We start from the raw sequence: 25,650 nt of genomic DNA, 5'->3' as shown, positions 1-25,650 counted from the left end.
TTAGATTTCCGGCATTTGTAAAGCATAATGTTCAGGAAAGTGTTTAAGAGGGGTGTCCGGGGCATACCTCAATACCAATTGAACCGCCAAGGCAGCTTTGGTCCAACGACTGGGTATGTCTTCTTCTTTTAGGCCAACTTGGCCCGACCAACCGATCGATTTTCCCCAAAAAATATGGTGGCCCATTATATATTTTAGAATGGCCTTCTGGGTCCAGTTATCGGGATTGTCCAAAAAAAGCTGGGTTTCCAGTAGTTTGGGGTCGAAGAGCATAGCTAGAACACTTTCTTTTGAGCTCAGTGCGAGTAAGATGGTTGCCTTTTGTTTCAGGGCCAATTGCATCAACGGTATATGGACATTTGGTGGCTCCGTAAGTACGAGTATAGCTTGGGTAACCGCCATGGCATCCAGTCCGGAAACGTCTTGAATGCTTAGGTTGGCCTCCCTGTAGTTTTTTTTTAACTGCGCAATCTTGGCATAGAGCATTTCATGGCATCCCAATTGAGGGGTAATCAGGTGATAATCGTTTATCCCACTGGCTAGGGCACACTCCAAAAAGGTGAAGCACTGGTCATTGAACGGTAGCAGAAGGGTGGGTCTGGTAGCTATTTTGGTTTGGGTGTTGATCTGCTTTTCTTTGGTGTGGACTAACATCATGGTTTGTTGGTTTGATTGAGGGTTTCCAAGGGTTCACTGGCTTTAGAGTCGGATATGAGCAGGGCATAGTCCAAATAGTCGGTGGTGGCCTTACCCTTCACTAATTCCCCGTTCGATTTTTTTCCGGGCATTATTATTTCAATAAGATCGGGTGACTTTTCATGGTAAGGAGACTGTTTGCGATTCAACCTAAATAGGGTCATGTCCGATATTTTACTTTTTTTCAAATGGTCAATACCCCGAAAGTATTCGTCTTCATAATCCCCAATTCCGAACCCGCCTTCGTTCGTGTGTGAAACATAGTGCCCCTCTTCGTCATAATTCACATCCCATAATACCTCACTATCCATAAAATACCCGATTACACTCAATACCTTTTCTTTTGGATAAACACCTTGGTCGATTAAGCGGGCGAAAAAGGGAACCGCGGCACCCTCCCGGTCCTTTTCCAAATGAAAGAATCCGTAACGGGCGAATTGTCTATGGTTTTTAAAATCGTAGAGACGATCTAAGGCCATATAATTCTTGAAAATTTCGGTTTCGCGATGAGATTCTGAAAAAGTAGCCTTTAGGTTACGCACCAGGTGCTCTAGAACCTGTGGTTGCTGGCTGTTGCGGAAATAGTGGGTCTTGTTTAGGTCGTAATCGTCTACCCATTCGCGGAGTAGCTTTTTGGAATAACTATCGTATTGGGCCGAAAAGTCGGTAGTGTCCTTCTTCACCATTCGGGCCATGTTACTATAAGCGGGGCGCAATGTAAGCTCAGGGTTGCAAAGGTCTAGAATATGTTTGGCGACATATTTATAGTTCACGGTAACATCGGTGCCCAAAACCTTGATCTTCTGATGTTGGGGCAAGGCATCGTTCATGGTTTTTAAAGCTTTCCATTTTTGAAAAGTGGCCACGCTGCGGTCTTGACCAATGATAATACCATAGTGTTTTATAAGGTCTTTTAAAAGAACGTCGTCACCAGACTCCAGATATACATTAAAGAAGTGTGCCAAAGCATAGTCTGCCTCAATAATATAGTATTCTATCAAGCCTTTTTGGGTAAGGTGGTCCAGTAAACGTAATTCGGCTTTTTCCGTTTTTTGACTACCGTGATAAGCCCCAAAACCAATAAGGTTAAAGTCCTCCTTCGGGAACTCGAAAGTCGTGGCATTTAGGTCTTGTCGATTTTGAGATAAATAAGCCTCTTTCGGGTTTGCATTTAGAAAAGATAATGCCCATGCCAAGATGTAAGGGAATATGGTTTGCATCACAATTACGTTTGATGGTTTCAACAGGTACAAATCTACTTGGTGGTTCCGCACCCAGGGTTACACCCGGGTGTAGTTTTGAAAAAAGGGATGGTAATCTTACGATTCTATAGGTGATAAAGAGGCTAGGTAAACGGGCAAAAGATACTTATGCATTTTTATGGAACAAACTTCTGTCATACGAAAACGTTAGAGCTTCCAGGGTTTGTGTAACTCGCAGTATTACAGTGTATTAAAAAGATGTAAAAGTTCTGTTTTCCTGATATTTATCACGTTTCAAATTGAGGGTGTGGTGTAATTTAGTACTCGGAATCCAAGTACTGAAAACCTATAAATCACAATATCATGGTGGAAACAAAATTTACAGACGGCACGTGGACCAAGAAGGTCGATGTTCGTGATTTTGTCATCAACAACATTAGCCCTTACCATGGCAATGCCGACTTTTTGGTTGGGCCAAGTGGGAAGACCAAGGCCTTATGGGATATCTGTAAGAAAGCCTTACGCGAAGAACGCCAAAACAATGGGGTACGCAGTCTCGATACCGATACCATTTCTACGGTTTCGGCTTTTGGTCCGGGGTATATCGATCGTACCAATGAAGTAATCGTTGGCTTACAGACCGATGAACTGCTAAAGCGCAGTATGAAACCTTTTGGGGGCTTTAAGGTGGTACAAAAAGCCCTTTCGGAACATGGGGCCGTGCCCAACGAGCACCTCACAGAAATGTTCTCGAATTATGTTAAGACGCACAACGATGGGGTCTTTGATGCCTATAACGATGAGATCCGTAAATACCGCTCGCTAGGTATTCTTACCGGTCTGCCCGATAATTATGCACGAGGCCGAATCATTGGCGATTACCGTAGGGTGGCCCTATATGGTATCGACTTTTTGATCCAATCCAAAAAAGACGATTTGGCCCAGATTACGGGCCCTATGACCGATGCGGTTATCCGTTTACGCGAAGAGGTAAGTGAGCAGATCAAGGCCTTGGAACAAATGATTGAATTGGGGGCCAAGTACGAATTGGATCTACATCGTCCGGCCAATAACGCCCAAGAGGCCGTACAATGGACCTATATGGCCTATTTGGCCGCTGTAAAGGAACAAGACGGTGCGGCCATGTCTTTGGGCAATGTATCTACCTTCCTCGATATTTTTATCCAAAAAGATTTGGAAGAAGGCCGAATCAGTGAAAATGAGGCCCAAGAATTGATCGATCAGTTCGTGATGAAACTACGTGTGGTACGCCACTTGCGTATGGCCGCTTATGACGAAATATTTGCCGGAGATCCCACCTGGGTTACCGAAGTGATAGGCGGACTTTTTGCCAATGGTATGACCAAGGTGACCAAGACCTCCTTCCGCTTTTTGAACACACTATACAATCTGGGACCATCGCCAGAGCCCAACCTCACCGTGCTTTGGTCCGATGAGTTGCCCGAGGCTTTTAAGGAGTTCTGTGCCAAAGTGGCCATAGATACTTCTTCCATACAGTTCGAGAACGATACCCTGATGCGCGAAAGCAGGGGCTCCGACGACTATGGCATCGCATGTTGTGTGTCGTACCAAGAACTGGGAAAATCAATCCAATTCTTCGGTGCTCGTACCAACTTGGCCAAAACACTTTTGTTGGCACTTAACGAGGGCCGCTGTGAGTTAAGTGGTAAAAAAGTGGTCGATGGTATTGCTCCTGTGCCCGAAGGTGTGCTCGATTACGATACCGTAATGGCCAACTTTAAAAAGGCAAGCAAAGAAATTGCCCGTGTGTATAACGATACCATGAATATCATTCATTATATGCACGATAAGTACTATTACGAAAAGGCGCAGATGGCTTTGATAGATACCAATCCGCATATCGATATGGCCTATGGTATCGCTGGCCTGTCGATTGTTGCCGATTCCTTATCGGCCATAAAATATGCCCAGGTGACCCCAATACGCAACGAACATGGCCTAACCGTAGACTTCGAAATCCAAGGCGAGTTCCCCAAATATGGTAACGACGACGATAGGGTAGATTTATTGGCCAAGGCAGCCGTGGCCGATTTTAACCAGGAGCTGCAACAACTTGGGGTGTATCGCAATGCCACGCCCACCTTGTCTGTTTTGACCATTACCTCTAATGTGGCCTATGGTAAAAAAACTGGTGCTACACCAGACGGTAGGGCCTTGGGTATACCCTTTGCCCCAGGTGCCAACCCCATGCATGGTCGCGATGCCAATGGTGCCATTGCTTCCTTGAATTCGGTGGCCAAGCTCGATTATGAGACCGCACAAGATGGTATTTCCAATACCTTTTCTATCGTACCCCAATCTTTAGGGTCTGATAGGGTAGAACAGAATGAAAACCTAGTAGGGATCCTGGACGGCTACTTCTCTAAAAAAGCCCAGCACATTAACGTTAATGTACTGAACAAAGAGACTTTGATGGATGCTATAGAACATCCGGAAGAGTATCCGCAGCTAACTATTAGGGTATCGGGTTATGCCGTAAATTTTGTTCGACTGACCCGTGAACAACAACAAGAAGTGATAACACGTTCCTTCCATAATTCATTGTGATGTTGTGATTGATGGATGCCCGGCGGTCTGCAAAGATGGTCGGGCATTTTTCTTTAAACCATTGCCTATCAAAACCAAAAAGAACATACTCAGGGTACACTCCATAGAATCCATGGGCACGCATGATGGCCCCGGACTACGCATGGTCGTTTTTCTGCAGGGCTGTAAGTTGCGATGTGTGTATTGCCACAATCCCGATACTTGGGATACCCACACCGGGCAAGAAATGACAGTAGATGCCTTATTTGAAAAGGCAATCCATCTAAAACCTTATTTTGGAAAAAGGGGCGGGGTAACCGTATCCGGGGGAGAACCCTTGTTACAGTCCGAAGGCCTGATTCCCTTTTTTAAGAAGTTAAAAGCGGCCGGCATCCATACCAATGTAGATACCAACGGTAGGGTGTTGAACCATTTTACCGAGGAACTTTTGGATACCTATACGGATCTAGTCATGTTAGATATCAAGCATATGACCGAGACCGGCTACCAAGAAATTACGGGTTTGCCCCATAAAGAGACCACGTTTCGCTTTGCGGCCCATAGGGAGGCCAGTGGTAAACCCATGTGGTTACGCTATGTGTTGATACCGGGGCTTACCGATACGCCGGAATTATTACATCGTTTAGGCAGCTATTTTGAGACGTATAAGACCATAGAGAGATTGGAGCTGTTACCTTACCATACCCTAGGTGTGCATAAGTGGGAGGCACTGGGTAAGAGCTACCCTTTAGCAGGCCAACGGGAGCATACCAAGCAAGAAATTGAACAGGCCCGGAGCCTTTTGGAACCTTATTTTAAGGAAGTTAAAGTACACTAACCTTAGCAAATGAAAAGATGATGCAACAAAAACTGAAAAATAGATGGCTAATCGCTGCCGCCGCCGTGGGAATTCATATTTCCATTGGCTCCGTTTATGCCTATTCGGTCATGACCAATCCGGTAAAGGATATTTTCGGGGTCGAAGGTAGTGTGGTCAAATGGGCCTTTAAGATTACTATTTTATTGTTGGGCTTTTCGGCGGCATTTTTGGGCCGTTGGGTAGAGCGGGTTGGGCCACGAAAAAGTGGTACCATGGCCGGAATCTTATATGGTTTGGGCATTTTGGGCTCAGGTTTGGCCATACAACTCGGTTCTTTGCCCTTGTTTTATCTGTTGTACGGTATTATCGGGGGTATCGGCTTAGGTCTGGGGTATATAACCCCGGTGAGTACTTTGGTAAAATGGTTTCCCGATAAACGTGGTTTGGCTACGGGTATGGCCATTATGGGCTTTGGGTTCGCCGCCCTTATTTTTGGCCCCCTTATGCAATATTTGTTCGATGGGGTAGGGGTTTCCAATGCTTTTTACATACTGGGACTGGTCTATATGGTGTTGATACTTTCTTCGGCCAGTTATATGGAAAAACCACCGGCGGGATACGTTCCCGAAGGATTTGAAGAGGGTTCCGATAAAAAGATAAAACCCGATATTTCCAACATAGATGCCAATGCGGCATTGCGTACCACTCGTTTTTACTATATGTGGATCATGATGTTCATTAATATCTCTTGTGGTATCGCCATAATTTCAGCGGCCAGCCCTATGATGCAGGAGAATTTGGGGTATACCCCCTTGGAGGCCGCAGGTGTTGTGGGCTTGATAGGGGTGTTTAACGGCCTTGGTCGCATATTATGGTCCGGTCTGTCCGACTATCTGGGAAGGGCCAATACCTATATCATCTTTTTTGCTTTTCAAGTGTTGGCTTTTTACTTCTTACCACAAATTTCGGCCGAACTGTTCTTTTTGATTGTGCTGTTTACAGTGATTACCATGTATGGAGGTGGCTTTGCTACCCTTCCGGCTTTTTTGGGCGACTTGTTCGGTACCAAACAATTGGGGGCCATTCATGGTATGATCTTGGTGGCCTGGGCCTTGGCCGGTGTGGTTGGCCCCAGTATTTACGATTGGGTAATGCGCAGTACGGGCTCCTTTGAAACCACTATGGGTGTTTTCGCCGCCATGTTCGTGGTCGCCTTGATCGTTTCCATTTTAATGAAACGTATAGTGACAAAGGCACATCATAAGATGAAACTAACGCTAAAACCTTCAGCGACTTAAGAGGGGAAATATTAAGGTATGGATATGCAGGCACTTAGAAAGAATATTATTGGTTGTATGGCAATGCTGATAGCAAGCTTAGGGGCGGTCGAAGCACAAGATGGGTCCATACTGCCTAAGCATATCACAGAGCATCCCCTTAACATAACGGTGCTGGGTGCCGACGCCAAGTCTACCCTTAACTATGACGAAGAAGGACTGCCCCCAACCATCATCTTAAAAAAGAAGATAACCCAAGTAAATAAAGGGTTGCGATATACCTACACCCTAACGGCCCTGGCCGATATAAGTTTCAGTATTTCAAAACAATGGAGTATGGGAGTTGCAGATCCCGATTTGGCACAATTCTACGCCCCGGGTTTTTGGTATAAACGCAATACCCGATCCCCGGAAAAGGCACCTTCTTTTAAAAAGGCAAAGTACTGGTCTTTTCGGGAAGACCGCCTGAGTGCACCAGTTGTGGTGGGCTTTAACCCCGAAAAGGGGGATTGGTTCAGTGTTTCAAGGATGGATGTTCTTAATAATGACCCCAGACCCAGTACCTTGGAAGGTAAGACAGTTACGGCAACCGATATCGGTAGCTTGGGTTTTGGCGAACATACAGGGCAATCGATTCAACTACGCGGAGCGTATCCTTTTGTGGAAGCCCCCTATTCTTATCAGTCCAAATTGGATTTAAAACCCGCATGGCAGGCTTTTTTCCCGTTGTCAAAAGGAGCATCCGTTACAGTGGTTTGGGAACTGTCCTATGGAAAAGCCACTGATTTTACGGATTTGGTGAACCAACAATGGAACAAGGCTTTTGATAGGTTTGACCCACAGCCCATACCAACTGTCAAGACCGATGCGGAAATCAAGGCCATTTTGAGTAATTATTTTTATGGGAGTTATGCGGAGACCAAAGATCTGAAGGGTTTTTCCGGATTATGGTTCAATACCGAAACCTGTGAGACCACCGGGGTATTGTCCGTAGGCTTTTGCGGCAAGGTTTTGGCTAATAGTTATAATCTCCTAGAATACGGTTATAAGACCCAAAATGAGGCCCATATAGCCTTGGCCAAAAAAGTACTCGCCTCTTATTATACCAATGGGTTTACCGAAAACGGCTTGATTCGTGAATTGGTGTTCGGCTCCAACGCCGAAACGGTTTTTTCCTTACGCAAGCAAAGCGAGGGAATCAAAAACCTATTGTTTTTGTTGGACTATGGACAACAATCAGGTAGTCCACGACCAGATATTGAGGTCAAAGTCGAAAAATTGTTGCTGAACTTGGTCGATATGCAACAAGCCGACGGAAGCTTTCCCAGAAAGTTCGATCAAGATTTCGATACTACCGACCCGTCCAAAGGAAGTACCCAAAGTATTATCACGCCCATGGTAATGGCCTCACGGTTCTTTAAAAACCCACGTTTTTTAAAGGTTGCCCAAAAAGCCGGGGTTTATACCAAAAAGAATATCATTGATAAGGCCGATTACTTTTCCTCAACTCTCGATGCGGATTGTGAAGATAAGGAAGCCGCGGCCATTGCAGCGGCCTCATTCTATCATTTGGCCCTGGCCTCGGAAAGTGATATGTACGATCATTATGTAGCCTTGGCTGGTAAAGCTGCCGTTTTTGGCTTAAGCTGGTATTACTTGTACGATGTGCCATTCGATAAAGAAAGCTTGCTGTATAAGGCAGGGTTAAAGACCCGGGGCTGGGGCAATGTGTCCACTGAAAATAACCACATAGATGTATGGGCCTTCGATTTTCCGCATGTTCTGATATGGTTGGCAAAGGAGCAAGGCAATACTAGGTTTTCCCAAATGGCAACCGTTATTGAAACCTCGATCAAAGATCAAATGTTACCTTATAAAGGTCATATGGTCGGTGTAGGTAAGGTGGGCTATATGCCCGAGATTATTCAGCATACCACTTGGGATTATGGGGCCAACGGTAAAGGCTTCCTGAATGCCCATATGTCGGTCGGTTGGACCGTAGCCTCGATTTGGGAAGTTTTGACCCCAGGAAGGTTCCAAAGGTTTATGGAACGTCATCCCTAGGTTGCTGAAAACCAGTATCTATAATCTCCCAAAAAGCAAAAAGCAAAAAGCACACCATAATACCATTTCAATGTTGAAATGGTATTAGATACAAATACGGCTTTCTACGACGGGCTAACGGAATAGGGTAGAAAACTAATGTTGGAAATCCCTCAACTTGGCCTTGGGACAATACAGTGCATTTTTTTGATGGTTTTGAGCAGGAAAGGCTTGTAACTTCCCTTTATATTTACACCTATCCGTTTTTTAAATGGAGATGTTGTAAGTGCAAGGGCGAACATAAGTGTTTGACATTTAGGGAATAATTTCTAGAATTAATAAGGATCATGAAACCAATCAAAACCATAATTAGTGTACTGTTTGTATGCTGGGCGGCCGCGGTTCAGGCGAAAATATGGACCCCCTCGATTATCTCAGACAATATGGTCTTACAGCAACAATCAGAGGTAATCCTATGGGGGTGGACTACACAAACGGCAGAGCGCTTGGAGGTTTCGACTACTTGGAACAACGAGCCGATTACTATAGAGGCAAAACATGGGAAATGGTCGGTTGTATTGAAAACCCCAAAATCGGGTGGAACCCATAGTATTCGAATACAAGGTCATGAAACCCTGTTGATCACTAACATTCTTATGGGGGAGGTGTGGCTTTGTTCGGGCCAATCGAATATGGAGTGGCGGCCTACTTGGGGTCTTTTAAACGCCGAAGCGGAAATTGCCCAGGCCAATTACCCTGAAATTCGATTTTTTAGTGTAGGCAAAAAGGTGGCCGACCACCCACAAGACGATCTACAGGGCGAATGGGTCGTTTGTAACCCTAAAAACTTTAAGGCATTTAGTTCGGTAGCCTATTTTTTTGGTCGGGAACTTCATGGAAAACTGAAGGTTCCTGTTGGGTTGATTAATTCTAGTTGGGGCGGTACGCCCATTGAAACATGGATAAAGGAATCTGAAATCAAGGCCGATGCCAATTTATCTGAAGAGGCCCTTAAGGTGAGGTCAAATAAATGGAGGCCTCACGAACCGGGTAGGGCTTACAATGCCATGATAGCCCCATTGACCGATTTTTCCGTTGCGGGTTGTATTTGGTATCAGGGGGAATCTAATCGTGAAAATGCCCATTCGTATTACCGTAGCTTCCCGCTTTTAATAGACAGCTGGCGTAGCGAAAGAAAGCAAAAGGTTCCTTTTTATTTTGTGCAAATTGCCCCGTTCGACTATAAAGACCCTTCCGGATTAAAGGCCGCGGTAGTGCGCGATGCCCAGTTACATACTTTTAAGGCCGTAGCCAATACCGGAATCGTAGTTACCAACGACATAGGTAACCTTAAAGATATACATCCGCAAAACAAACAAGAAGTGGGTAGGCGCTTGGCCTTGTGGGCCTTGAATAAAACCTACGAAAAGCAGGAGGTAGTGCCCAGTGGACCTATATACAAGTCGGCAAGCCCTAGTGGGAACCAAATGATTTTGGAGTTTGATTATGCCCAAAATGGTTTGCAATCGAAAGGGAAATACTTGACCGATTTTTTTATGGCGGCAGATGATCGGGTCTTTTATCCGGCCAAGGCCATCATAAAGGGAGATAAGGTTTGGGTTCAGTCTAAAAAAGTGGCCCAACCCAAAGCCGTACGTTTTGCATTCTCGGCAACGGCACAACCGAACCTGTACAATGCCGAAGGTCTTCCGGCCTCGGCCTTTAGAACCGACGACTGGGAAATTAACCTTAGCGATGATTAAGGGGCTGTACCAGTGCTGGCTTTTTTGTTTCCTTTGGTTTTTAGGGGTTGGTCTGGGTTTTACCCAATCTAAGGAGAACCATAGCTGGAAAGGTTTTCAACGTATCGATTTTACGGTTTCGGGTTATAAAGCCCGACTGGTCAAGCCTGTGAAGGCAGCTCCGGGTAAACCTTGGTTGTGGCGTGCCCGCTTTCCTGATTGGCATACGCAGATAGACAGTTTATTGTTAACCCAAGGCTATCACATCGCTTATGTGAATACCAACGATATGTATGGCTCACCCAAGGCTATGAAGGTTTGGGACGAATTTTATGCCAAGCTTAGGCAACGCTATGGGTTGCACGAAAAAGTAGCTCTCTCTGGGGTTAGTCGAGGCGGACTGTTTGTGTATAATTGGGCAAAGGCGAATCCGGATAAGGTAGCCTGTATTTATGCAGAGGCCCCTGTTTGCGATTTTAAAAGTTGGCCGTTAGGTTCGGGAAAAGGCATAGGTAGTCCGTCGGATTGGAAAAAATTAAAGCAGGAGTACGGATTTAAAACTGAAAAGGAGGCTTTAGACTATGCCGATATACCCTTAAATGGGTTAGCCGTTTTGGCAAAAGCGCGTATTCCCGTACTGCATACCGTAAGTACCGTAGATGAGGTGGTACCATATGAGGAGAACACCCAAAAACTGCTAACGGATTATGTGGCATTGGGTGGCCCGATTACGATAGTACCCTGTACTAGAAATCTGAGGTTACACGGTCATCATTTTACCATAGACGAACCAGGGTATATAGTAGATTTTATTACATATCATAGCCAAAAAAAGCTGCCCTTAAGTGCGGCCAAGTTTCATAATCATCGTAACGGACTTAAAAATAGTCGCTTGGTTTTCGAGAGAAGTAAAAAGGGAAGGGTGGCTTTTTTAGGCGGCTCCATTACCTATAATCCGGGTTGGCGCGATAGTGTTACGACCTATTTGAAAAAGCGTTTTCCGCAAACTGTTTTCGAATTTATTGAAGCAGGTATCCCGTCCATGGGATCTACACCTTCCTCTTTTAGGTTAAAAAGGGATGTTTTGAGTACAGGTCGAATAGATTTATTGTTCGTAGAGGCTGCGGTTAACGATGCGGCCAACCGTAGAAGTGCTAAGGAACAAGTTCGGGCCATGGAAGGTTTGGTCCGTAATCTAAGGCGTAACAATGCCGAGGCCGATATACTTATGATGCATTTTGTAGACCCAGATAAAATGGCTCGATATCGGGAAGGAAAAACTCCCGAAGTAATCCAAAATCATGAAAAGGTGGCTGAATATTATGGCGTACCTAGTCTTAATTTGGCCAAAGAGGTAACCGAAAGAATCGATAAAGGCGAGTTTAGTTGGGAAAAAGACTTTCAAAACCTACACCCTTCGCCATTTGGACAAGGGGTGTTTGCCAGATCAATAATCCGGCTTTTGGATGACGCCTATACAGGATATATAGATGCCGACGATAAGGTACAAGCTTATGGCATGCCGCCACCATTGGATCGTTTTAATTACCAATATGGAAAGTTGATCGGTATTGAACAAGCCAAAAGGGGCAAAGGTTGGTCCGTTGATCCAAATTGGCAACCAACCGATACCAAGGGTACCCGGGCGAATTATGTACATGTCCCTATGTTGATTTCGAATACACCTGGGGCAAAACTGAGGTTCCGATTTAAAGGTAAGGCCGTAGGTATTGCCATTGCCGCTGGGCCGGATGCCGGGATTATCGAGTTTCGGATTGACGGGGGCCGCTGGCAAAAACAAGATTTATACACATCTTGGAGTAAGCATTTACACCTGCCGTGGTTTTATACCCTGGCCGCTGAATTGGAAGATGATACCCATGAATTGGAAATTCGGTTAATGGCCAATCCCACAAACGAAAGAAAGGAGAGTACCTGTAGGATTCGCTATTTTTTTGTGAATGGCGAAGCGATGGATGCCCTCAAAAAACACTAAGATTATGAGGCGGTCGTATTAAAGGCATGTACTCGACTTATGGTAAAGGGTATGGGGCAACTGGCCAAACCAGAAATAGAATCTTTAATTGTTTTGCATTACTACTAAGCTGAAATCGAACGTTGAATCGTAATAAAAAAAGCCATAGGTACATCAATAGCAATGTCCTATGGCTTTTAGTTGGGTTGCCCCAGTAGTTGAATACTATAAGATCGTAACCGAACCCGATTTAATATCGTACATACCGCCCAGGATCAAAATATCTTGGTCAGCTTCCATTTGTGCTAGGATCGGACTTTCTTTACGAATACGATCTAAACCCAGTTGCACATTTTTAGCGGCAACTTCGTCTACGAATTCTAGATTTTTAGAGGTTCTTTGGTCTTCGGCTTCTGGGCTTTTTACCAAATCTACAGCAGGTTCTAATTTTTCAATCAGGTGGGTTAAGTTCCCCATTCTGGCATGGTCACAGGCCCCTTTTATGGCACCGCAGCTAGTATGCCCCAATACTAAGATCAGTTTGGTTCCGGCCAATTTACAGGCAAATTCCATACTCCCCAAGATATCTTCGTTTACTTGGTTTCCGGCGATTCTAACACTAAAGATATCGCCAATACCTTGGTCAAAGATCAACTCGGAAGAAACACGCGAATCGATACAGCTTAACACGGTGGCAAACGGAAATTGACCGGTACTGGTATCTTGCCTTTGTTCGTTCAGGTCTCGATTGGCACGCAGGTTGGAAACGAATCTTTCATTACCATTTTTTAATGCTTCCAAAGCGAGTTGGGGTGTCATGGCACCTTGGGTTTCAGATGTATGTGCTTTCATAAATTATTCTTTTTAAACAATTTCTAGGATTGCCCCGTGATCAAAAGGGGCATATCTAATTTTTCTATCAGTTTTTCTATACGAATGTTCTTGTCGTCTTGCCGTAGTTCACCTAAGGGTCTTTTCCAACAAAAGAGACCAATGTTGCATTTGGCTGCATATCGGCTTATGCCTTGGGTTAAGTGATGTTTTCCCTCGAACTCAAAAGTAGTCGCCTCATTTAAGGCCTTGGGGTCTTCAGTAAACCGGTTATGGTTTTCGTTTACCGGGTTCTTTTTTAAAGCCGATAATTTGAAAACCACATGGTTTCCCCTATGGTTCTTGCTAAGGGTTTTTACGACTTCCGATGACCAAGAACGGGTTGTGCTCCCTATAGAACCAATACTGGAACTACGGTCTAAATGTTTGCTTCCGTTTTCCCTAGAGATAAACACAGCGCCTTGATACGCTTGTAATAAGTACTGTGAAATTCCTGGCCACCAGCGTCCAATATTGCTTTTCTTTTTACCATAAAAGACCAAATGGGGCCTGGTCTCACTCAAATAGGCTTTGATTTGCGTCAACGGATGGCCTACGCGATAGGTGAAAATGGTTTGGATCTGTTCTTCTTCCCTTACCAGTTCTATCAGGTTTTGAAGCTTTCGTTTACTGTTCTGGCTTTCGCTTTCCAATTCGCGTAGCGCAGACAATTGGTTTTCGTTACCCACCACCTTTAAGGGCCGCTCCACATATAGTATTTCAATAAGGGCAGAGGTTCGTTTGGCCATGTTTACCGCCTGCTTGAGTGCGGTATACGAGGCTTTTGAAAGGTCCATTAAAACCACATAGTGGAAATTGGCCCTCAATGGCGATGTTGGCATTAAGGCTGGGTTAGCCATTAAGCCGATTTTGATTTTAATTTAAAGAACTCGATATAACTTTCAGGGTTTTCTACCTCTCCTCTTTCAGAAATCAGTTTTACATCGATATGTCTGTTTACGGCCTTTTCGGAGAAATCTTCAAGAATTTCGATAATATCGTTATCTAGGAAACGGGTCTTACGAACATCGATTTCTAAATAGGTGTCGCGCGGTAAGCTATCCAGTTCCTTTAAGATGGCCCCTTTGTTGAAGAAGGTTACCTCTTCGGCCAAGGTCATTTTAATACGATGCTTCCCGTTACTTTTATCTTCCATGTGCAGGAAATGCGAGTTTTGGTAACTTTTCAAAAGTATTACGATAATACCTACCCCAAGTCCGAGCCCGATACCTACAAGTAAATCGGTGAAAACGATACCTAATACCGTTACGATAAAAGGTACGAACTGTTTCCATCCCAATTGGTACATGGTCTTGAATAAAGCGGGTTTCGCCAGTTTGTAACCTACGATCAAAAGAATGGAAGCCAAAACCGATAATGGTATCTTATTCAAAAGTTTTGGGATCAATATTACGGAGATAAGCAATAGAAACCCGTGTATTATGGCCGACATTTTGGTTCTACCACCCGACTGTATGTTGGCAGAACTACGTACGATAACCTGGGTAATGGGCAAACCTCCGATAAGTCCGGAAACAACGTTTCCAGTTCCTTGGGCCAATAGCTCCCTATTGGTTGGGGTAACCCGCTTTCGGGGGTCAAGCTTATCTGTGGCTTCAACACATAAAAGCGTCTCTAAACTGGCTACCAAAGCAATGGTAAAAGCAGTGATCCAGATATCTGCTTGGGTAATGCCCGCGAAGTTTGGAAATTGGAATTGCCCAATAAAGCTTTGGAAATCTTCTGGGATTGGTACACTCACCAAGTTTTTGCTGGCTATTCCCCAAACCTCGTCACCTTCGGTAAGGGCAAAGTAAAGAATACCTACGACTACGGCTACCAATGGCCCTTGGATCAATTGGAAAATCTTACCTTTTTTAGATAAAACTTTATCCCAGAGTAGCAAAATGGCCAACCCTATAATGGCGATCAAGGCCGAACCTGGACTAATAAAGTTAATGGCCTGAAAAATTTCTGCCACATTGCCGGTTTCGTCCATCCCAAAGAAGGTAAAGCCGCCAGGGGTTTCGTCATAGCCAAAAAAGTGTGGGATCTGTTTTAAGATAATGATAATCCCAATACCGGTTAGCATACCCTTAATTACTGAAGAAGGAAAATAGTATCCGATTACCCCAGCCTTTAAAAAACCGAAAACAATTTGGATGACCCCTCCTAGAACCACGGCCAATAAAAAGTTTTCATAGCCACCCAAGGTACCGATGGCGGTTAATACAATGGCGGCCAAACCTGCGGCTGGGCCACTAACCCCAATTTGCGAGCCACTTAAAGACCCTACCAAAATACCACCGACGATTCCGGCAATTAAACCTGAGAATAGCGGGGCACCACTGGCCAATGCAATACCGAGACAGAGAGGTAAGGCTACGAAGAATACAACAATACTTGCTGGAAAGTCTTCTTTTAAATGCTTAAATGGATTTGATTTATTTTGATTCATATGGTTAATAACTTTTACTGGTGCCATTTTATAGGGGCACCTTAGAATTACTATTGATTTTTTGTTTTGGTTTTCGAAGGCATGGTTTTACCTAGGCCCCATAAACACTTTTAAACCCTAGATTATTCAATAGGGTAAACTAGTTGAGTGCTGTATGGGCTTCAGGGGTATTTGTCAGGGCTACGGACGGTCGTTTTTGATGGCCAGGGCCCAATAATTTAACCCCATTTGAAAACGCAAAGGGCACAGTCGAAATCGTTTTGCAGTCCTCTATTTTGTAGAAGGTGAATTCTGGGCATATGACAAAAAAATGCCTGTACCTTCTATAACTAAAAGGTGTTTTTATGGTGTTGATTTCGAATGTGTTAGAAGAGGTGTTTTAGGCCCGAGGGGGTGGAATAGGAATTTCCGGACTATGGTCGGTAAAGTAAGTGTCCATATCCAAAGGAATGGTTTTGGAATCCATAGCCAGAAATCGAACTACGTCAGTAGAAGGAATCAGTTTGGTTTCCTTGATATCTTTTTCTTTTTCTGAAGAATCTTTTTCAGAGCTATCTTTTTTCCCTTTCTGTTCACATAACTCATAGGGGTTGTCTTCATTATCCCAGGTATTTTCAAGGATGGGTGAAGCGGCCATAAAGAGCATGACCAGGCACCCGAAAATTTGTCCTAAGAAGTCTTTGTTCGCTCTAAAAATCATATGCCAAACGGTTTAGTGGCAGCTGGTTTAAGGTCTGCGGCCGAATTAACGATTTGACGATAAGGATTACCGGATACTTGCAGGGAAATGGGGTTCGGGTAGTAGGTTACTTGCTTTTGTATTCCTAATAATAAGGCATAACCAAATACTTCCAAGGGGCTCTTAGAGTAAGGAAAGTTATAGAGTTGGGAATACTTTAGTGTTGTCAAAGGACTGTCCGATAAGCTTAATTAACGTTTGCGAAAATAAGGGTATTTAGATGAATTCTAAAGTATCGGCTGCTAATTTTATATTAAAATAAAAAAGCCCACCAATCGGAGAGCTTTCATGCTTACGGTACAGGAAAGGTGGCCAAGAAATCGACTGATGAATTAATTAAAACATAGAAAGGCATTAGCTTCTATTATGATTTCGGCTTATGCCAAGATATATTTCAAGGGTTAATAACTAAAAAGTATGGTTAATTATAGATATAAGAATAAACCAAAATTATGCACAAACTATTGTGGTTCTTCATGTAAATTTGCGTCGCTTTCACTGGTGTGGTTTGATTGAACTTACTGGTGTTGAATGCGTTGTGTTTGGTTTTTTTGTAGTTTTGCAATTGTAATGAAGGGAATACCACAGAAAATAACATCTTTTGTAATGGCCATTGTAGTCTTGTTCTCTACGATGTCTTTTACCTTGGAGATGCACTTTTGTGGGGATACTTTGGTAGATACGGCTATTTTTAAAGCGGCTAAGTCTTGTGGTATGGATATGCAGGTTTCAACACCGGATACCGACTGCAATGTTGAAAAGAAAAATTGTTGTAGCGATCGACAGTTGGCCATTGATGGTCAAGACGAACTAAAAGTTTCGAATGCGTCGTTTACCTTTTTTCAACAGCTATTCGTTACCTCATTTGTGTATTCATATAGGCTGTTGTTCGTTGATGAAGTCACGAACCAAACGCCATATAGAGAATATAAACCCCCACTGGTCGTCAAGGATATCTACAAGCTTGACGAGACCTATTTGATTTGATTTTTTAAACAATGGACAAATGTATCCCTTTGGCTCTGGCCTAAAGGGTTGCTACAGTATGTATTGCATTTTTTAATGCGAAAGTCTAATGTTTAAAAAGTCTATAATGCTGAACAAAAGCATAAAATTTCTTATTGAAAACAAGTTGGTCGCTATTTTGTTACTTGTCCTTTTTTTAGGATGGGGTATCATAAATGCACCATTTAATTGGAATACTGGATTTTTACCTCCTGATCCAGTGGCCGTAGATGCCATTCCCGATATTGGGGAAAACCAGCAAATTGTCTTTACCCAATGGAACGGCCGCTCTCCCCAAGATATCGAAGACCAGATTACCTATCCGTTGACCACTTCATTGTTAGGGATACCTGGCGTAAAAACCATTCGAAGTTCCTCGATGTTCGGTTTTTCAAGTATCTATATCATTTTTGAAGAAGATATTGAGTTCTATTGGAGTAGAAGTAGGATACTTGAAAAGTTAAACTCCCTCCCAAGCAATCTGTTGCCCCAAGGAGTTAATCCGACGCTAGGGCCCGATGCCACGGGTTTGGGGCAGATATTTTGGTATACCTTGGAAGGCAGGGACGAAAACGGAGAGTTAACCGGGGGTTGGGACCTACATGAGCTAAGAAGTGTTCAAGATTACTATGTTAAGTATGCCTTGGCTTCTGCCAGTGGTGTTTCTGAAGTAGCCTCTATTGGCGGATATGTGCAGGAATACCAAGTAGATGTCGACCCCGAGTTGATGCGCCAGTATAATGTAGGTCTTCAACAGATTGTAAAGGCGGTAAAAGAGAGCAATAAAGATGTTGGGGCACAGACCTTGGAAATCAATCAAGCGGAATACTTGGTACGGGGTTTAGGCTATGTAAAATCAATAGCCGATATCGAAAATGCCGTGGTTGCTTCTCAAGAGTTTACGGCAATTCGGATAAAGGATATCGGAAAAGTGTCTCTAGGTCCGGCGACCCGTAGGGGTGTTTTGGATAAAGAGGGCGCCGAGGTCGTAGGGGGTGTTGTTGTGGCCCGATACGGGGCAAATCCCATGGAAGTAATCAACAATGTTAAGGAAAAACTCCAGGAACTAAGTGCAGGCTTACCGTCCAAGACATTGAAAGATGGAACCCGCTCCCAATTGACCGTTGTCCCGTTTTATGATCGTACCGAATTAATTCAGGAAACCTTGGGAACACTGCATGAGGCCCTAACCCTCGAAATATTGATTACCATACTTGTTATCATAGTCATGGTTTTCAATCTAAGGGCTTCGGTACTTATTTCCGGCTTGCTGCCGGTGGCCGTTTTAATGGTTTTTATAGCCATGAAACTCTTTGGGGTCGATGCGAATATCGTAGCCTTGTCCGGAATAGCCATTGCCATAGGAACCATGGTGGATGTTGGCGTTATTCTCTCCGAGAACATTATTAGGCATTTGGACGAAAACCCGGAAAACCAAAGTGTCGATCAAGTGGTCTATAAAGCGACTACGGAAGTTTCCGGGGCTATTCTTACCGCTGTGCTGACCACCATTATCAGCTTTATACCTGTATTTACCATGATTGGGGCCGAAGGTAAGTTGTTCAGACCACTGGCCTTTACAAAGACATTCGCCTTGGTCGCTTCCATTTTGGTGGCCCTGTTTTTAATACCTCCTTTTGCGGCTTTCCTGTTTAAGAAAAAGAATTTTGGGCGTGGGCTCAGGTTTAGCTCTAATATCCTTCTGGTAATAGTTGGTATCGTTGGCTTGGTCTCGGGGTTTGGTTTAGGGATCGTACCGGTTGCCTTTGGGGTCACGGGCGTATTAAAACTTCAAAAGAGAATAACCGAGAATCGGACCAATGTAATCAATATCGCGATTTCAACCCTAGCTATCGTATTTCTATTGGCCGAATATTGGAGGCCGTTAGGTTTGGACAAAAGCCTTTTTTGGAACCTTATTTTTGTTGGGTTCATCTGTTTTGGCCTCTTAGGTGTATTTACCTTGTTCAGAAAGTTCTATACGCGCATTTTACAATGGGCCCTTGCTAATAAACTGTTGTTCCTATCCATGCCTACCCTTATTGTGGTTCTCGGTTTCATCATTCTTAACAATACAGGCAAAGAGTTTATGCCATCTTTAAATGAAGGCTCCTTTCTATTGATGCCAACATCATTGCCACATTCCGGTGTTGAGGAGAACAAGCGGGTGCTGCAACAATTGGATATGGCCGTCGCAAGTATTCCCGAGATAGAGACAGTGGTGGGCAAAGCAGGTAGAACCGAATCGGCCTTGGATCCGGCACCCTTATCAATGTATGAGAATGTTATTCTATACAAACCCGAATACATGCGCAATGCACAAGGAGAGCGCCAACGCTATAAAGTGAACGGGCAGGGCTTGTTCGAATTGAAAGATGGTAGGTTCGTTTCGAATACGAACGATATTGAAAAGGAAGGATACGTAGAAGTAAAGCGGTCACAACTTATTCCGGATAACGATGGTGAATTCTACCGGAATTGGAGGCCAGAAATCAAATCGCCCGATGATATCTGGAACGAAATAGTTCGGGTCACCAAACTACCTGGGGTTACCTCGGCACCTAAACTTCAGCCTATAGAGACCCGTTTGGTTATGCTGCAAACGGGAATGCGCGCACCCATGGGTATAAAGGTTAAGGGGCAAGATTTAAAACAGATCGAAGCCTTTGGTATCGGATTGGAGACTGTCTTAAAACAGGTAGAAGGCGTAAAGGTCGAGGCTGTTTTTGCCGATCGTATCGTGGGTAAACCGTATCTGTTGATCGATATTGACCGGGAGAAGATCGTGCGCTATGGTATTGCCATTGACGATGTACAGAATGTGCTTCAAGTGGCCGTTGGGGGTATGGTCTTAACAGAAACCGTAGAAGGCCGGGAACGTTACGGCATACGTGTACGTTATCCTAGGGAATTGAGGGCAGGGCCAACCGATATTGGGCAGATTTATGTGCCTGTAGACGGAGGTAATCCTGTACCATTAAGTGAATTGGCTACCATTCGTTATGAGCAAGGTCCACAGGTTATTAAAAGTGAGGATACCTTTTTGGTTGGTTACGTTTTGTTCGACAAATTGGATGGGTATGCCGAGGTCAATGTTGTCGAAAATGCCCAACGACTCATTCAAGAGAAAATCGACAAAGGCGAATTGGTAGTTCCCAAAGGAATAAATTTTCAATTCACTGGAACCTACGAAAATCAGCTACGGGCAGAGAAGACCCTCTCTGTAGTTGTACCATTGGCACTACTGCTCATATTCTTGATCCTGTACTTTCAGTTCCGCTCGGTGTCAACCTCGTTTATGGTGTTTACCGGAATTGCCGTAGCCTTTGCAGGAGGCTTTATTATGATATGGCTTTATGGTCAACATTGGTTCTTGAATTTTGATTTTCTCGGAGAAAACCTTCGCGAGTTGTTCCAGATGCACCCTATAAACTTAAGTGTCGCGGTTTGGGTTGGGTTTATCGCCCTGTTCGGTATTGCCACCGACGATGGTGTGGTTATGGCCACCTATTTGACCCAAACCTTTGATAGGAACAAACCTAAAAGTACAAATGAAATTAGATCGTCGGTGGTAGAAGCAGGGGAAAAACGGATACGACCCTGTTTAATGACCACCGCTACCACCATATTGGCGTTGCTTCCGGTCCTGACATCAACAGGTAGGGGAAGTGATATAATGATTCCGATGGCGATCCCCAGTTTTGGGGGTATGCTTATCGCATTGATTACATTGTTCGTGGTTCCAGTGTTGTATAGTTGGAAAGCGGAATTAACACTAAAAAGGGCCGGTCATGAAAAATAAGTTAAAAAGGAAAGGGTTCGGGCTTGTACTCGTCATGCTATTATGGGGGTGTTTTTTGAAAGCTCAATCGTTGGGGAGCTTGGTAGAAGAAGCATTGCATAGCAATCCTGAAATTCAAAAATTTGAATGGCAATATGCTCGAGCTTCCGAGCGGGTCAATGAGGTGAATACCTTACCCAATACAGAGTTTGGGATGGGCTATTTTGCAAGTGAGCCCGAAACAAGAACAGGACCGCAACGCTTTAAAGTTTCTGCCAAGCAAATGCTTCCTTGGTTCGGCTCCATAACGGCCAGGGAGAATTACGCCAGCGCATTGGCAGATGCCAAGTATGAAGATATCGTAGTCGCCAAACGGAAACTGATCGCTTCGGTTTCGCAGTCATACTATAAGCTATTTGCCATACGATCGAAACAGATTGTTTTGGGGCAGAATATTAAGTTGCTTAAAGATTATGAGGTTTTGGCGTTAAATTCCCTTGAAGTTGGGAAAGCATCTGCTGTAGATGTGTTGCGGTTACAAATGCGACAAAATGAATTGGAGCGGTTGAAAAAGGTGTTGGAACAGAATTTTGTGGCCGAACGCACGGTATTGAATAAACTGCTAAATAGACAGGTTGATGTTGAGGTCACGGTAGCCGATTCGCTGCCGATTCCCGAAGATAACATGGAGTTTGCTTTAGAGGATCTTGCACTGCATCCAGAACTTTTGAAATACGACAAGCTGTACCATTCCGTAGAACAGTCCGAGTTGCTTAACCAAAAAGAAAGCAGTCCTATGTTCGGTTTTGGCCTAGATTATATTGCCGTATCTGAGCGGCCTGAAATGGATTTTTCGGATAACGGCAAAGATGTGGTCATGCCCATGGTGTCCTTGTCCATCCCGATATTCAATAAAAAGTATAGATCCAAAACCAAGCAAAACCAATTGTTGCAGAAAGAGCTGTTATCCGAAAAACAGTTGCGTTTGAACAAATTGGAGGCTTTGTTCCAAAAGGCCGTAACCGATAGATCGGCGGCTAGGATCAGTTATAATACGCAATCGTTAAACTTAAAACAGGCAAAAAATGCCGAGAATATATTGATCAAGGGCTATGAGACCGGAACGATTGATTTTAATGATGTATTGGATGTGCAAGAATTGCAATTAAAGTTTCAAATAGACCGAATAGAGGCTGTTAAAAGCTATTATGTCCAAACTTCCATTATTAACTATTTAAGTAAATAAAGATGAAAAAATATATTTTACCTATGGCTATGTTATTGCTGGGACTAGGGTTAGGGTGGCTGTTTTTTGGGGGGTCTTCAGAAAACCAAGTTATCCAAGACCATGAACAACATGGCGGGGCCAACCAGCAATGGACTTGCTCTATGCACCCTCAAATTATGCAAGCTGAACCGGGCGATTGTCCAATTTGCGGCATGGATCTAATTCCTGCCCAAAACTCCGAAAGTGGGTTGCGGCCAACAGAATTCAAACTTTCAACAAATGCCATGGCCTTGGCCAATATCCAAACTTCCATTGTCGGCAATTCAAGTGCTGAGGGCAACACTGTAAAACTATCTGGGAAAATTGAGGAAAATGAAGAAGCCAATGCTGTTCAGGTCAGTTTTTTGTCCGGTAGGATCGAGAGTTTGAATGTAAATTATACTGGGGAAAAAGTAAACAAGGGCCAACTTTTGGCCAAGGTGTATTCACCCGAACTCTATGCGGCCCAACAAGAATTGCTAACGGCATCATCCTTAAAGGAAACACAACCGAAGCTGTACGAAGCCGTAAGGAGAAAATTAAAGATTTGGAAGCTTTCCGAACAACAGATCAATGCGATCGAAGAGTTGGGGAAGGTAAACGAAACCGTACCAATATATGCAACCGTTTCGGGTACGGTCACCCAGAAGTTGGTAGAACAAGGTGACTATATCAACCAAGGGCAACCCCTTTTTAAAATCGCCGACCTAAATACGGTTTGGGCCAACTTCGATGTTTATGAAAATCAAATCGAGTTGTTTAAAAAAGGTCAGGCCATATCCATTACCACCAATGCTTATCCCCATATTTCATTTACGGGCCAAGTAGATTTTATTGACCCTGTAATGAACTCCAAAACGAGAACACTTTCCCTTAGGGCGGTCTTAAAAAACCCTGAAAATACTTTAAAACCGGGAATGTTCGTAGAAGGGGAGGTCTTAATCCATCGGTTAAATGTTGAAGAAGGGGTAACCATCCCCGTATCAGCGGTCTTATGGACAGGTGAGCGTTCGGTCGTTTATGTAAAGACCGATCCGCATCAAGCCATATTCGAAATGCGAGAGGTTACCTTAGGCCATGAAATAGGCGGTCATTATACAATCTTGGAAGGGCTTCGGCAGGGAGATGAAATCGTAACCAATGGAACCTTCACCATCGATGCCGCGGCACAGCTACAGGGTAAAAAATCGATGATGAACAAACAAGGGGGGAAATCCATGACCGGACATGAAGGACATATAGGGATGGCCGAAACGAGCCCTTCGGAGCAGGATAGCGGTATGCCAACTATGGATAGAATACAAGTGCCTGAAAAGTTTCAAAGTCAGTTAAAACAGTTGTTTAAAAATTACCTAAACCTAAAAGATGCTTTGATAGATGATGATGTGAAAACCGTCGGCAACTCGGCAAATGGGTTGTTGTCCAGTCTACAAAAAGTAGAAATGGCATTGATTACCGATAACGAAGGGCACTCCCAGTGGATGTATTTGGAAAAACACATAAAGTCTGCCGCCAACGATATGGCTGCAACCTCAGATATAAATGAGCAACGGACGCGATTCCAAACCTTATCTGAGCATCTAACCAAAGCCATAACATTGTTTGGTATAAACACTAAGGTGTATCAACAGTATTGCCCTATGGCCAATGGGAATAAGGGTGGGTATTGGTTGAGTACGGAAGAAAAAGTGCTAAACCCGTATTTCGGAGATGCCATGCTCAGTTGTGGGGAAGTTAAACAGATTATCGAATAGTAACCTAAAATCAGAATAAATGAAGCGAATAGTTTTAAGTATGCTCGTATTAACGGTATTGGCCTTTACGGCCTGTAAGCAGGAACCCAAAAAAGAAGCAGGGCTTCCGGACAATTCGGAAACGGGGAAAAACTTGGCCATGACCGAAGTTAGTTTCGGGGTTAGGGGAAACTGTGGCATGTGTAAAAACACCATCGAAAGTGCCGCAAAGGCCGTTAACGGGGTATCCAAGGCCGTATGGGACGTGAATAAAAAGAAAATCGATGTTTCTTTTAATGGTGCCCAGACCGATCTTATGGCCATACACAATGCCATTGCAGCATCGGGTTACGATACGGAAAAAGTACTTGGTAGCGAAGAGGCCTATAAAAACTTGCCGGGCTGTTGCCAGTATGATCACCAAATGCAGATGAACCAGTCGGGAGAAAGCACTTCCCAAGATCATTCAGACCATAACCACTAAAGTGTGTTTGCTTCCGAAGGCGAATTTAATTTTGTTTTCGGAAGCATTCTTTATGCGTTGGGGTTCCCTTTTTGTTAAACTATATATCAGCTTTAGATGACTAAGATCCTATATGTTAAAAACATGGTATGCAATCGTTGCATAAAAGTAGTGGGCGATGAATTGGTTCGGCTTAAGATAGCTTTCGATAAAGTTAATTTGGGCAGTATACATTTTAAAGAAGAGGTAACTGATCTGACCATAACTAAAATTGGAAAGGTACTTAGCAAAGAAGGGTTTGAATTGCTGAAAAACAAAGACAAGCATATCATCAGTCAAATAAAAGCTTTGTTGATCCAACGAATCCACCAAGAGGGTAAAAGGTCGCAACAAAGTACTTCTTCAATTTTAACCGCTGCTATGGGTATGGACTATTCCTATTTAAGCAAGCTATTTTCGGAAGTAGAGGGAAGAACCATTGAAAAATACATGATCCATCTTAAGATCGAAAGAGTTAAAGAGCTTTTAAGGTATGGTGAGCTTAGCCTTTCGCAAATCTCTTATGACCTTGATTATAGTAGTCCGCAACACTTATCGAGGCAATTTAAACAAGTAACGGGGCTTACCCCAACCCAATTCAAGACCCAAGGCAAACGGAAGAATATTGATACGATTTAGGGAAAACTTCAACGTTTTTAAAGGATAGGTTTCCCATCTTCCAAAAAACAAAAAGCCCACCTTTCGGTGAGCTTTCTTGCTTGATGTGACCTCGGCAGGATTGCATATCTTTTGAGTTCCTTCCTGAAAATGCAAACCTGAACGCTGCTGCGTTGCAGTTTTGTTATTTCATTTCGTTTACAAAAAAATGTCGTTTTTTGACACTCCATAAAATAACAAAACCCTGCATTTTCATACAGGGTTTGTGCTTTAAGTGACCTCGGCAGGATTGCATATCCTTTGTACCCACTCCTGCAAATAAGAAAGCTAGGCCAAGGCCTTAAGCATTTTGTT

At 43.8% G+C, this 25,650-nt stretch carries 18 protein-coding genes; 12 read left to right on the top strand and 6 right to left on the bottom strand.

Going from position 1 to position 25,650, the window contains the following annotated elements; all coding sequences use genetic code 11:
- Window positions 1-657, bottom strand: coding sequence for a hypothetical protein (locus tag B7P33_RS03180; protein WP_097440494.1), 657 nt, complete (start codon window positions 655-657; stop codon window positions 1-3).
- The gene (locus B7P33_RS03175) at window positions 654-1,916 is read right to left on the bottom strand and encodes a hypothetical protein (RefSeq protein WP_097440493.1); all 1,263 of its coding nucleotides are present in this window, start codon (window positions 1,914-1,916) and stop codon (window positions 654-656) included. Before B7P33_RS03175 ends, B7P33_RS03180 begins: the two co-directional genes overlap by 4 nt.
- 345 nt (window positions 1,917-2,261) lie before the next feature.
- Between B7P33_RS03175 and pflB the strand changes: the two genes are divergently transcribed.
- The 6 genes from pflB to B7P33_RS03145 all read left to right on the top strand — a co-directional run bounded on the left by pflB (window position 2,262) and on the right by B7P33_RS03145 (window position 12,344).
- Window positions 2,262-4,487 (top strand): formate C-acetyltransferase, encoded by a 2,226-nt coding sequence (gene pflB, locus B7P33_RS03170; protein WP_097440492.1) that lies wholly within the window; start codon window positions 2,262-2,264, stop codon window positions 4,485-4,487.
- Window positions 4,488-4,548: 61 nt separating this feature from the next.
- Complete coding sequence (pflA, locus tag B7P33_RS03165; RefSeq protein ID WP_245871623.1) at window positions 4,549-5,304, top strand: pyruvate formate-lyase-activating protein; 756 nt, start codon at window positions 4,549-4,551, stop codon at window positions 5,302-5,304.
- 20 nt (window positions 5,305-5,324) lie between these two features.
- Window positions 5,325-6,584, top strand: a complete 1,260-nt coding sequence (locus B7P33_RS03160) for an L-lactate MFS transporter (RefSeq protein ID WP_245871621.1) — start codon at window positions 5,325-5,327, stop codon at window positions 6,582-6,584.
- A gap of 57 nt (window positions 6,585-6,641) precedes the next feature.
- The gene (locus B7P33_RS03155) at window positions 6,642-8,627 is read left to right on the top strand and encodes a hypothetical protein (protein ID WP_141402380.1); all 1,986 of its coding nucleotides are present in this window, start codon (window positions 6,642-6,644) and stop codon (window positions 8,625-8,627) included.
- 326 nt (window positions 8,628-8,953) lie between these two features.
- Window positions 8,954-10,369: a sialate O-acetylesterase gene (locus B7P33_RS03150; protein WP_245871617.1), complete on the top strand. Its 1,416-nt coding sequence runs from the start codon at window positions 8,954-8,956 to the stop codon at window positions 10,367-10,369.
- On the top strand, window positions 10,362-12,344 hold the full coding sequence (locus B7P33_RS03145; RefSeq protein ID WP_172435839.1) for an SGNH/GDSL hydrolase family protein: 1,983 nt from the start codon (window positions 10,362-10,364) through the stop codon (window positions 12,342-12,344). Before B7P33_RS03150 ends, B7P33_RS03145 begins: the two co-directional genes overlap by 8 nt.
- Window positions 12,345-12,548: 204 nt before the next feature.
- Here the strand turns inward: B7P33_RS03145 and B7P33_RS03140 are convergent, their stop codons facing one another.
- From B7P33_RS03140 to B7P33_RS03125, 4 genes are all read right to left on the bottom strand, one after another.
- Window positions 12,549-13,175: a carbonic anhydrase family protein gene (locus tag B7P33_RS03140; RefSeq protein ID WP_097440487.1), complete on the bottom strand. Its 627-nt coding sequence runs from the start codon at window positions 13,173-13,175 to the stop codon at window positions 12,549-12,551.
- A 23-nt stretch (window positions 13,176-13,198) separates the two neighbouring features.
- The gene (locus B7P33_RS03135) at window positions 13,199-14,053 is read right to left on the bottom strand and encodes a universal stress protein (protein WP_097440486.1); all 855 of its coding nucleotides are present in this window, start codon (window positions 14,051-14,053) and stop codon (window positions 13,199-13,201) included.
- Window positions 14,053-15,651, bottom strand: coding sequence for a SulP family inorganic anion transporter (locus tag B7P33_RS03130; RefSeq protein ID WP_097440485.1), 1,599 nt, complete (start codon window positions 15,649-15,651; stop codon window positions 14,053-14,055). Before B7P33_RS03130 ends, B7P33_RS03135 begins: the two co-directional genes overlap by 1 nt.
- A 379-nt stretch (window positions 15,652-16,030) precedes the next feature.
- On the bottom strand, window positions 16,031-16,351 hold the full coding sequence (locus B7P33_RS03125) for a hypothetical protein (protein ID WP_141402379.1): 321 nt from the start codon (window positions 16,349-16,351) through the stop codon (window positions 16,031-16,033).
- Window positions 16,352-16,960: 609 nt separating this feature from the next.
- Between B7P33_RS03125 and B7P33_RS03120 the strand changes: the two genes are divergently transcribed.
- From B7P33_RS03120 to B7P33_RS03095, 6 genes are all read left to right on the top strand, one after another.
- Window positions 16,961-17,377, top strand: coding sequence for an HYC_CC_PP family protein (locus B7P33_RS03120; RefSeq protein ID WP_449441370.1), 417 nt, complete (start codon window positions 16,961-16,963; stop codon window positions 17,375-17,377).
- Between the two features lie 106 nt (window positions 17,378-17,483).
- Window positions 17,484-21,197: an efflux RND transporter permease subunit gene (locus B7P33_RS03115; protein WP_097440483.1), complete on the top strand. Its 3,714-nt coding sequence runs from the start codon at window positions 17,484-17,486 to the stop codon at window positions 21,195-21,197.
- A 34-nt stretch (window positions 21,198-21,231) separates the two neighbouring features.
- A complete protein-coding gene (locus tag B7P33_RS03110) occupies window positions 21,232-22,422 on the top strand; it encodes a TolC family protein (protein ID WP_097440775.1) in 1,191 nt (396 codons plus the stop codon).
- A gap of 2 nt (window positions 22,423-22,424) precedes the next feature.
- A complete protein-coding gene (locus B7P33_RS03105; RefSeq protein ID WP_097440482.1) occupies window positions 22,425-24,197 on the top strand; it encodes an efflux RND transporter periplasmic adaptor subunit in 1,773 nt (590 codons plus the stop codon).
- Between the two features lie 19 nt (window positions 24,198-24,216).
- Entirely contained in the window at window positions 24,217-24,660 is a 444-nt protein-coding gene (locus B7P33_RS03100; RefSeq protein WP_097440481.1) for a heavy-metal-associated domain-containing protein, read from the top strand.
- Between the two features lie 96 nt (window positions 24,661-24,756).
- Entirely contained in the window at window positions 24,757-25,317 is a 561-nt protein-coding gene (locus B7P33_RS03095; RefSeq protein ID WP_097440480.1) for a helix-turn-helix domain-containing protein, read from the top strand.
- The last annotated feature ends 333 nt before the right edge of the window (window positions 25,318-25,650 follow it).

The organism is Sediminicola luteus, from assembly GCF_002514735.1.
Taxonomy (GTDB): domain Bacteria; phylum Bacteroidota; class Bacteroidia; order Flavobacteriales; family Flavobacteriaceae; genus HQA918.
Note: the sequence above shows the minus strand (reverse complement) of the source record. Positions and strands in the feature narration are given on the sequence as shown.

Excerpts from the sequence above, each read along its gene's own strand:
- B7P33_RS03180 (WP_097440494.1), bottom strand. The coding sequence starts at position 657 with ATGATGTTAGTCCACACCAAAGAAAAGCAGATCAACACCCAAACCAAA.
- B7P33_RS03175 (WP_097440493.1), bottom strand. The coding sequence starts at position 1,916 with ATGCAAACCATATTCCCTTACATCTTGGCATGGGCATTATCTTTTCTA.
- pflB (WP_097440492.1), top strand. The coding sequence starts at position 2,262 with ATGGTGGAAACAAAATTTACAGACGGCACGTGGACCAAGAAGGTCGAT.
- B7P33_RS03160 (WP_245871621.1), top strand. The coding sequence starts at position 5,325 with ATGCAACAAAAACTGAAAAATAGATGGCTAATCGCTGCCGCCGCCGTG.
- B7P33_RS03155 (WP_141402380.1), top strand. The coding sequence starts at position 6,642 with ATGGCAATGCTGATAGCAAGCTTAGGGGCGGTCGAAGCACAAGATGGG.
- B7P33_RS03150 (WP_245871617.1), top strand. The coding sequence starts at position 8,954 with ATGAAACCAATCAAAACCATAATTAGTGTACTGTTTGTATGCTGGGCG.
- B7P33_RS03145 (WP_172435839.1), top strand. The coding sequence starts at position 10,362 with ATGATTAAGGGGCTGTACCAGTGCTGGCTTTTTTGTTTCCTTTGGTTT.
- B7P33_RS03140 (WP_097440487.1), bottom strand. The coding sequence starts at position 13,175 with ATGAAAGCACATACATCTGAAACCCAAGGTGCCATGACACCCCAACTC.
- B7P33_RS03135 (WP_097440486.1), bottom strand. The coding sequence starts at position 14,053 with ATGGCTAACCCAGCCTTAATGCCAACATCGCCATTGAGGGCCAATTTC.
- B7P33_RS03130 (WP_097440485.1), bottom strand. The coding sequence starts at position 15,651 with ATGAATCAAAATAAATCAAATCCATTTAAGCATTTAAAAGAAGACTTT.
- B7P33_RS03125 (WP_141402379.1), bottom strand. The coding sequence starts at position 16,351 with ATGATTTTTAGAGCGAACAAAGACTTCTTAGGACAAATTTTCGGGTGC.
- B7P33_RS03120 (WP_449441370.1), top strand. The coding sequence starts at position 16,961 with ATGAAGGGAATACCACAGAAAATAACATCTTTTGTAATGGCCATTGTA.
- B7P33_RS03115 (WP_097440483.1), top strand. The coding sequence starts at position 17,484 with ATGCTGAACAAAAGCATAAAATTTCTTATTGAAAACAAGTTGGTCGCT.
- B7P33_RS03110 (WP_097440775.1), top strand. The coding sequence starts at position 21,232 with ATGCTATTATGGGGGTGTTTTTTGAAAGCTCAATCGTTGGGGAGCTTG.
- B7P33_RS03105 (WP_097440482.1), top strand. The coding sequence starts at position 22,425 with ATGAAAAAATATATTTTACCTATGGCTATGTTATTGCTGGGACTAGGG.
- B7P33_RS03100 (WP_097440481.1), top strand. The coding sequence starts at position 24,217 with ATGAAGCGAATAGTTTTAAGTATGCTCGTATTAACGGTATTGGCCTTT.
- B7P33_RS03095 (WP_097440480.1), top strand. The coding sequence starts at position 24,757 with ATGACTAAGATCCTATATGTTAAAAACATGGTATGCAATCGTTGCATA.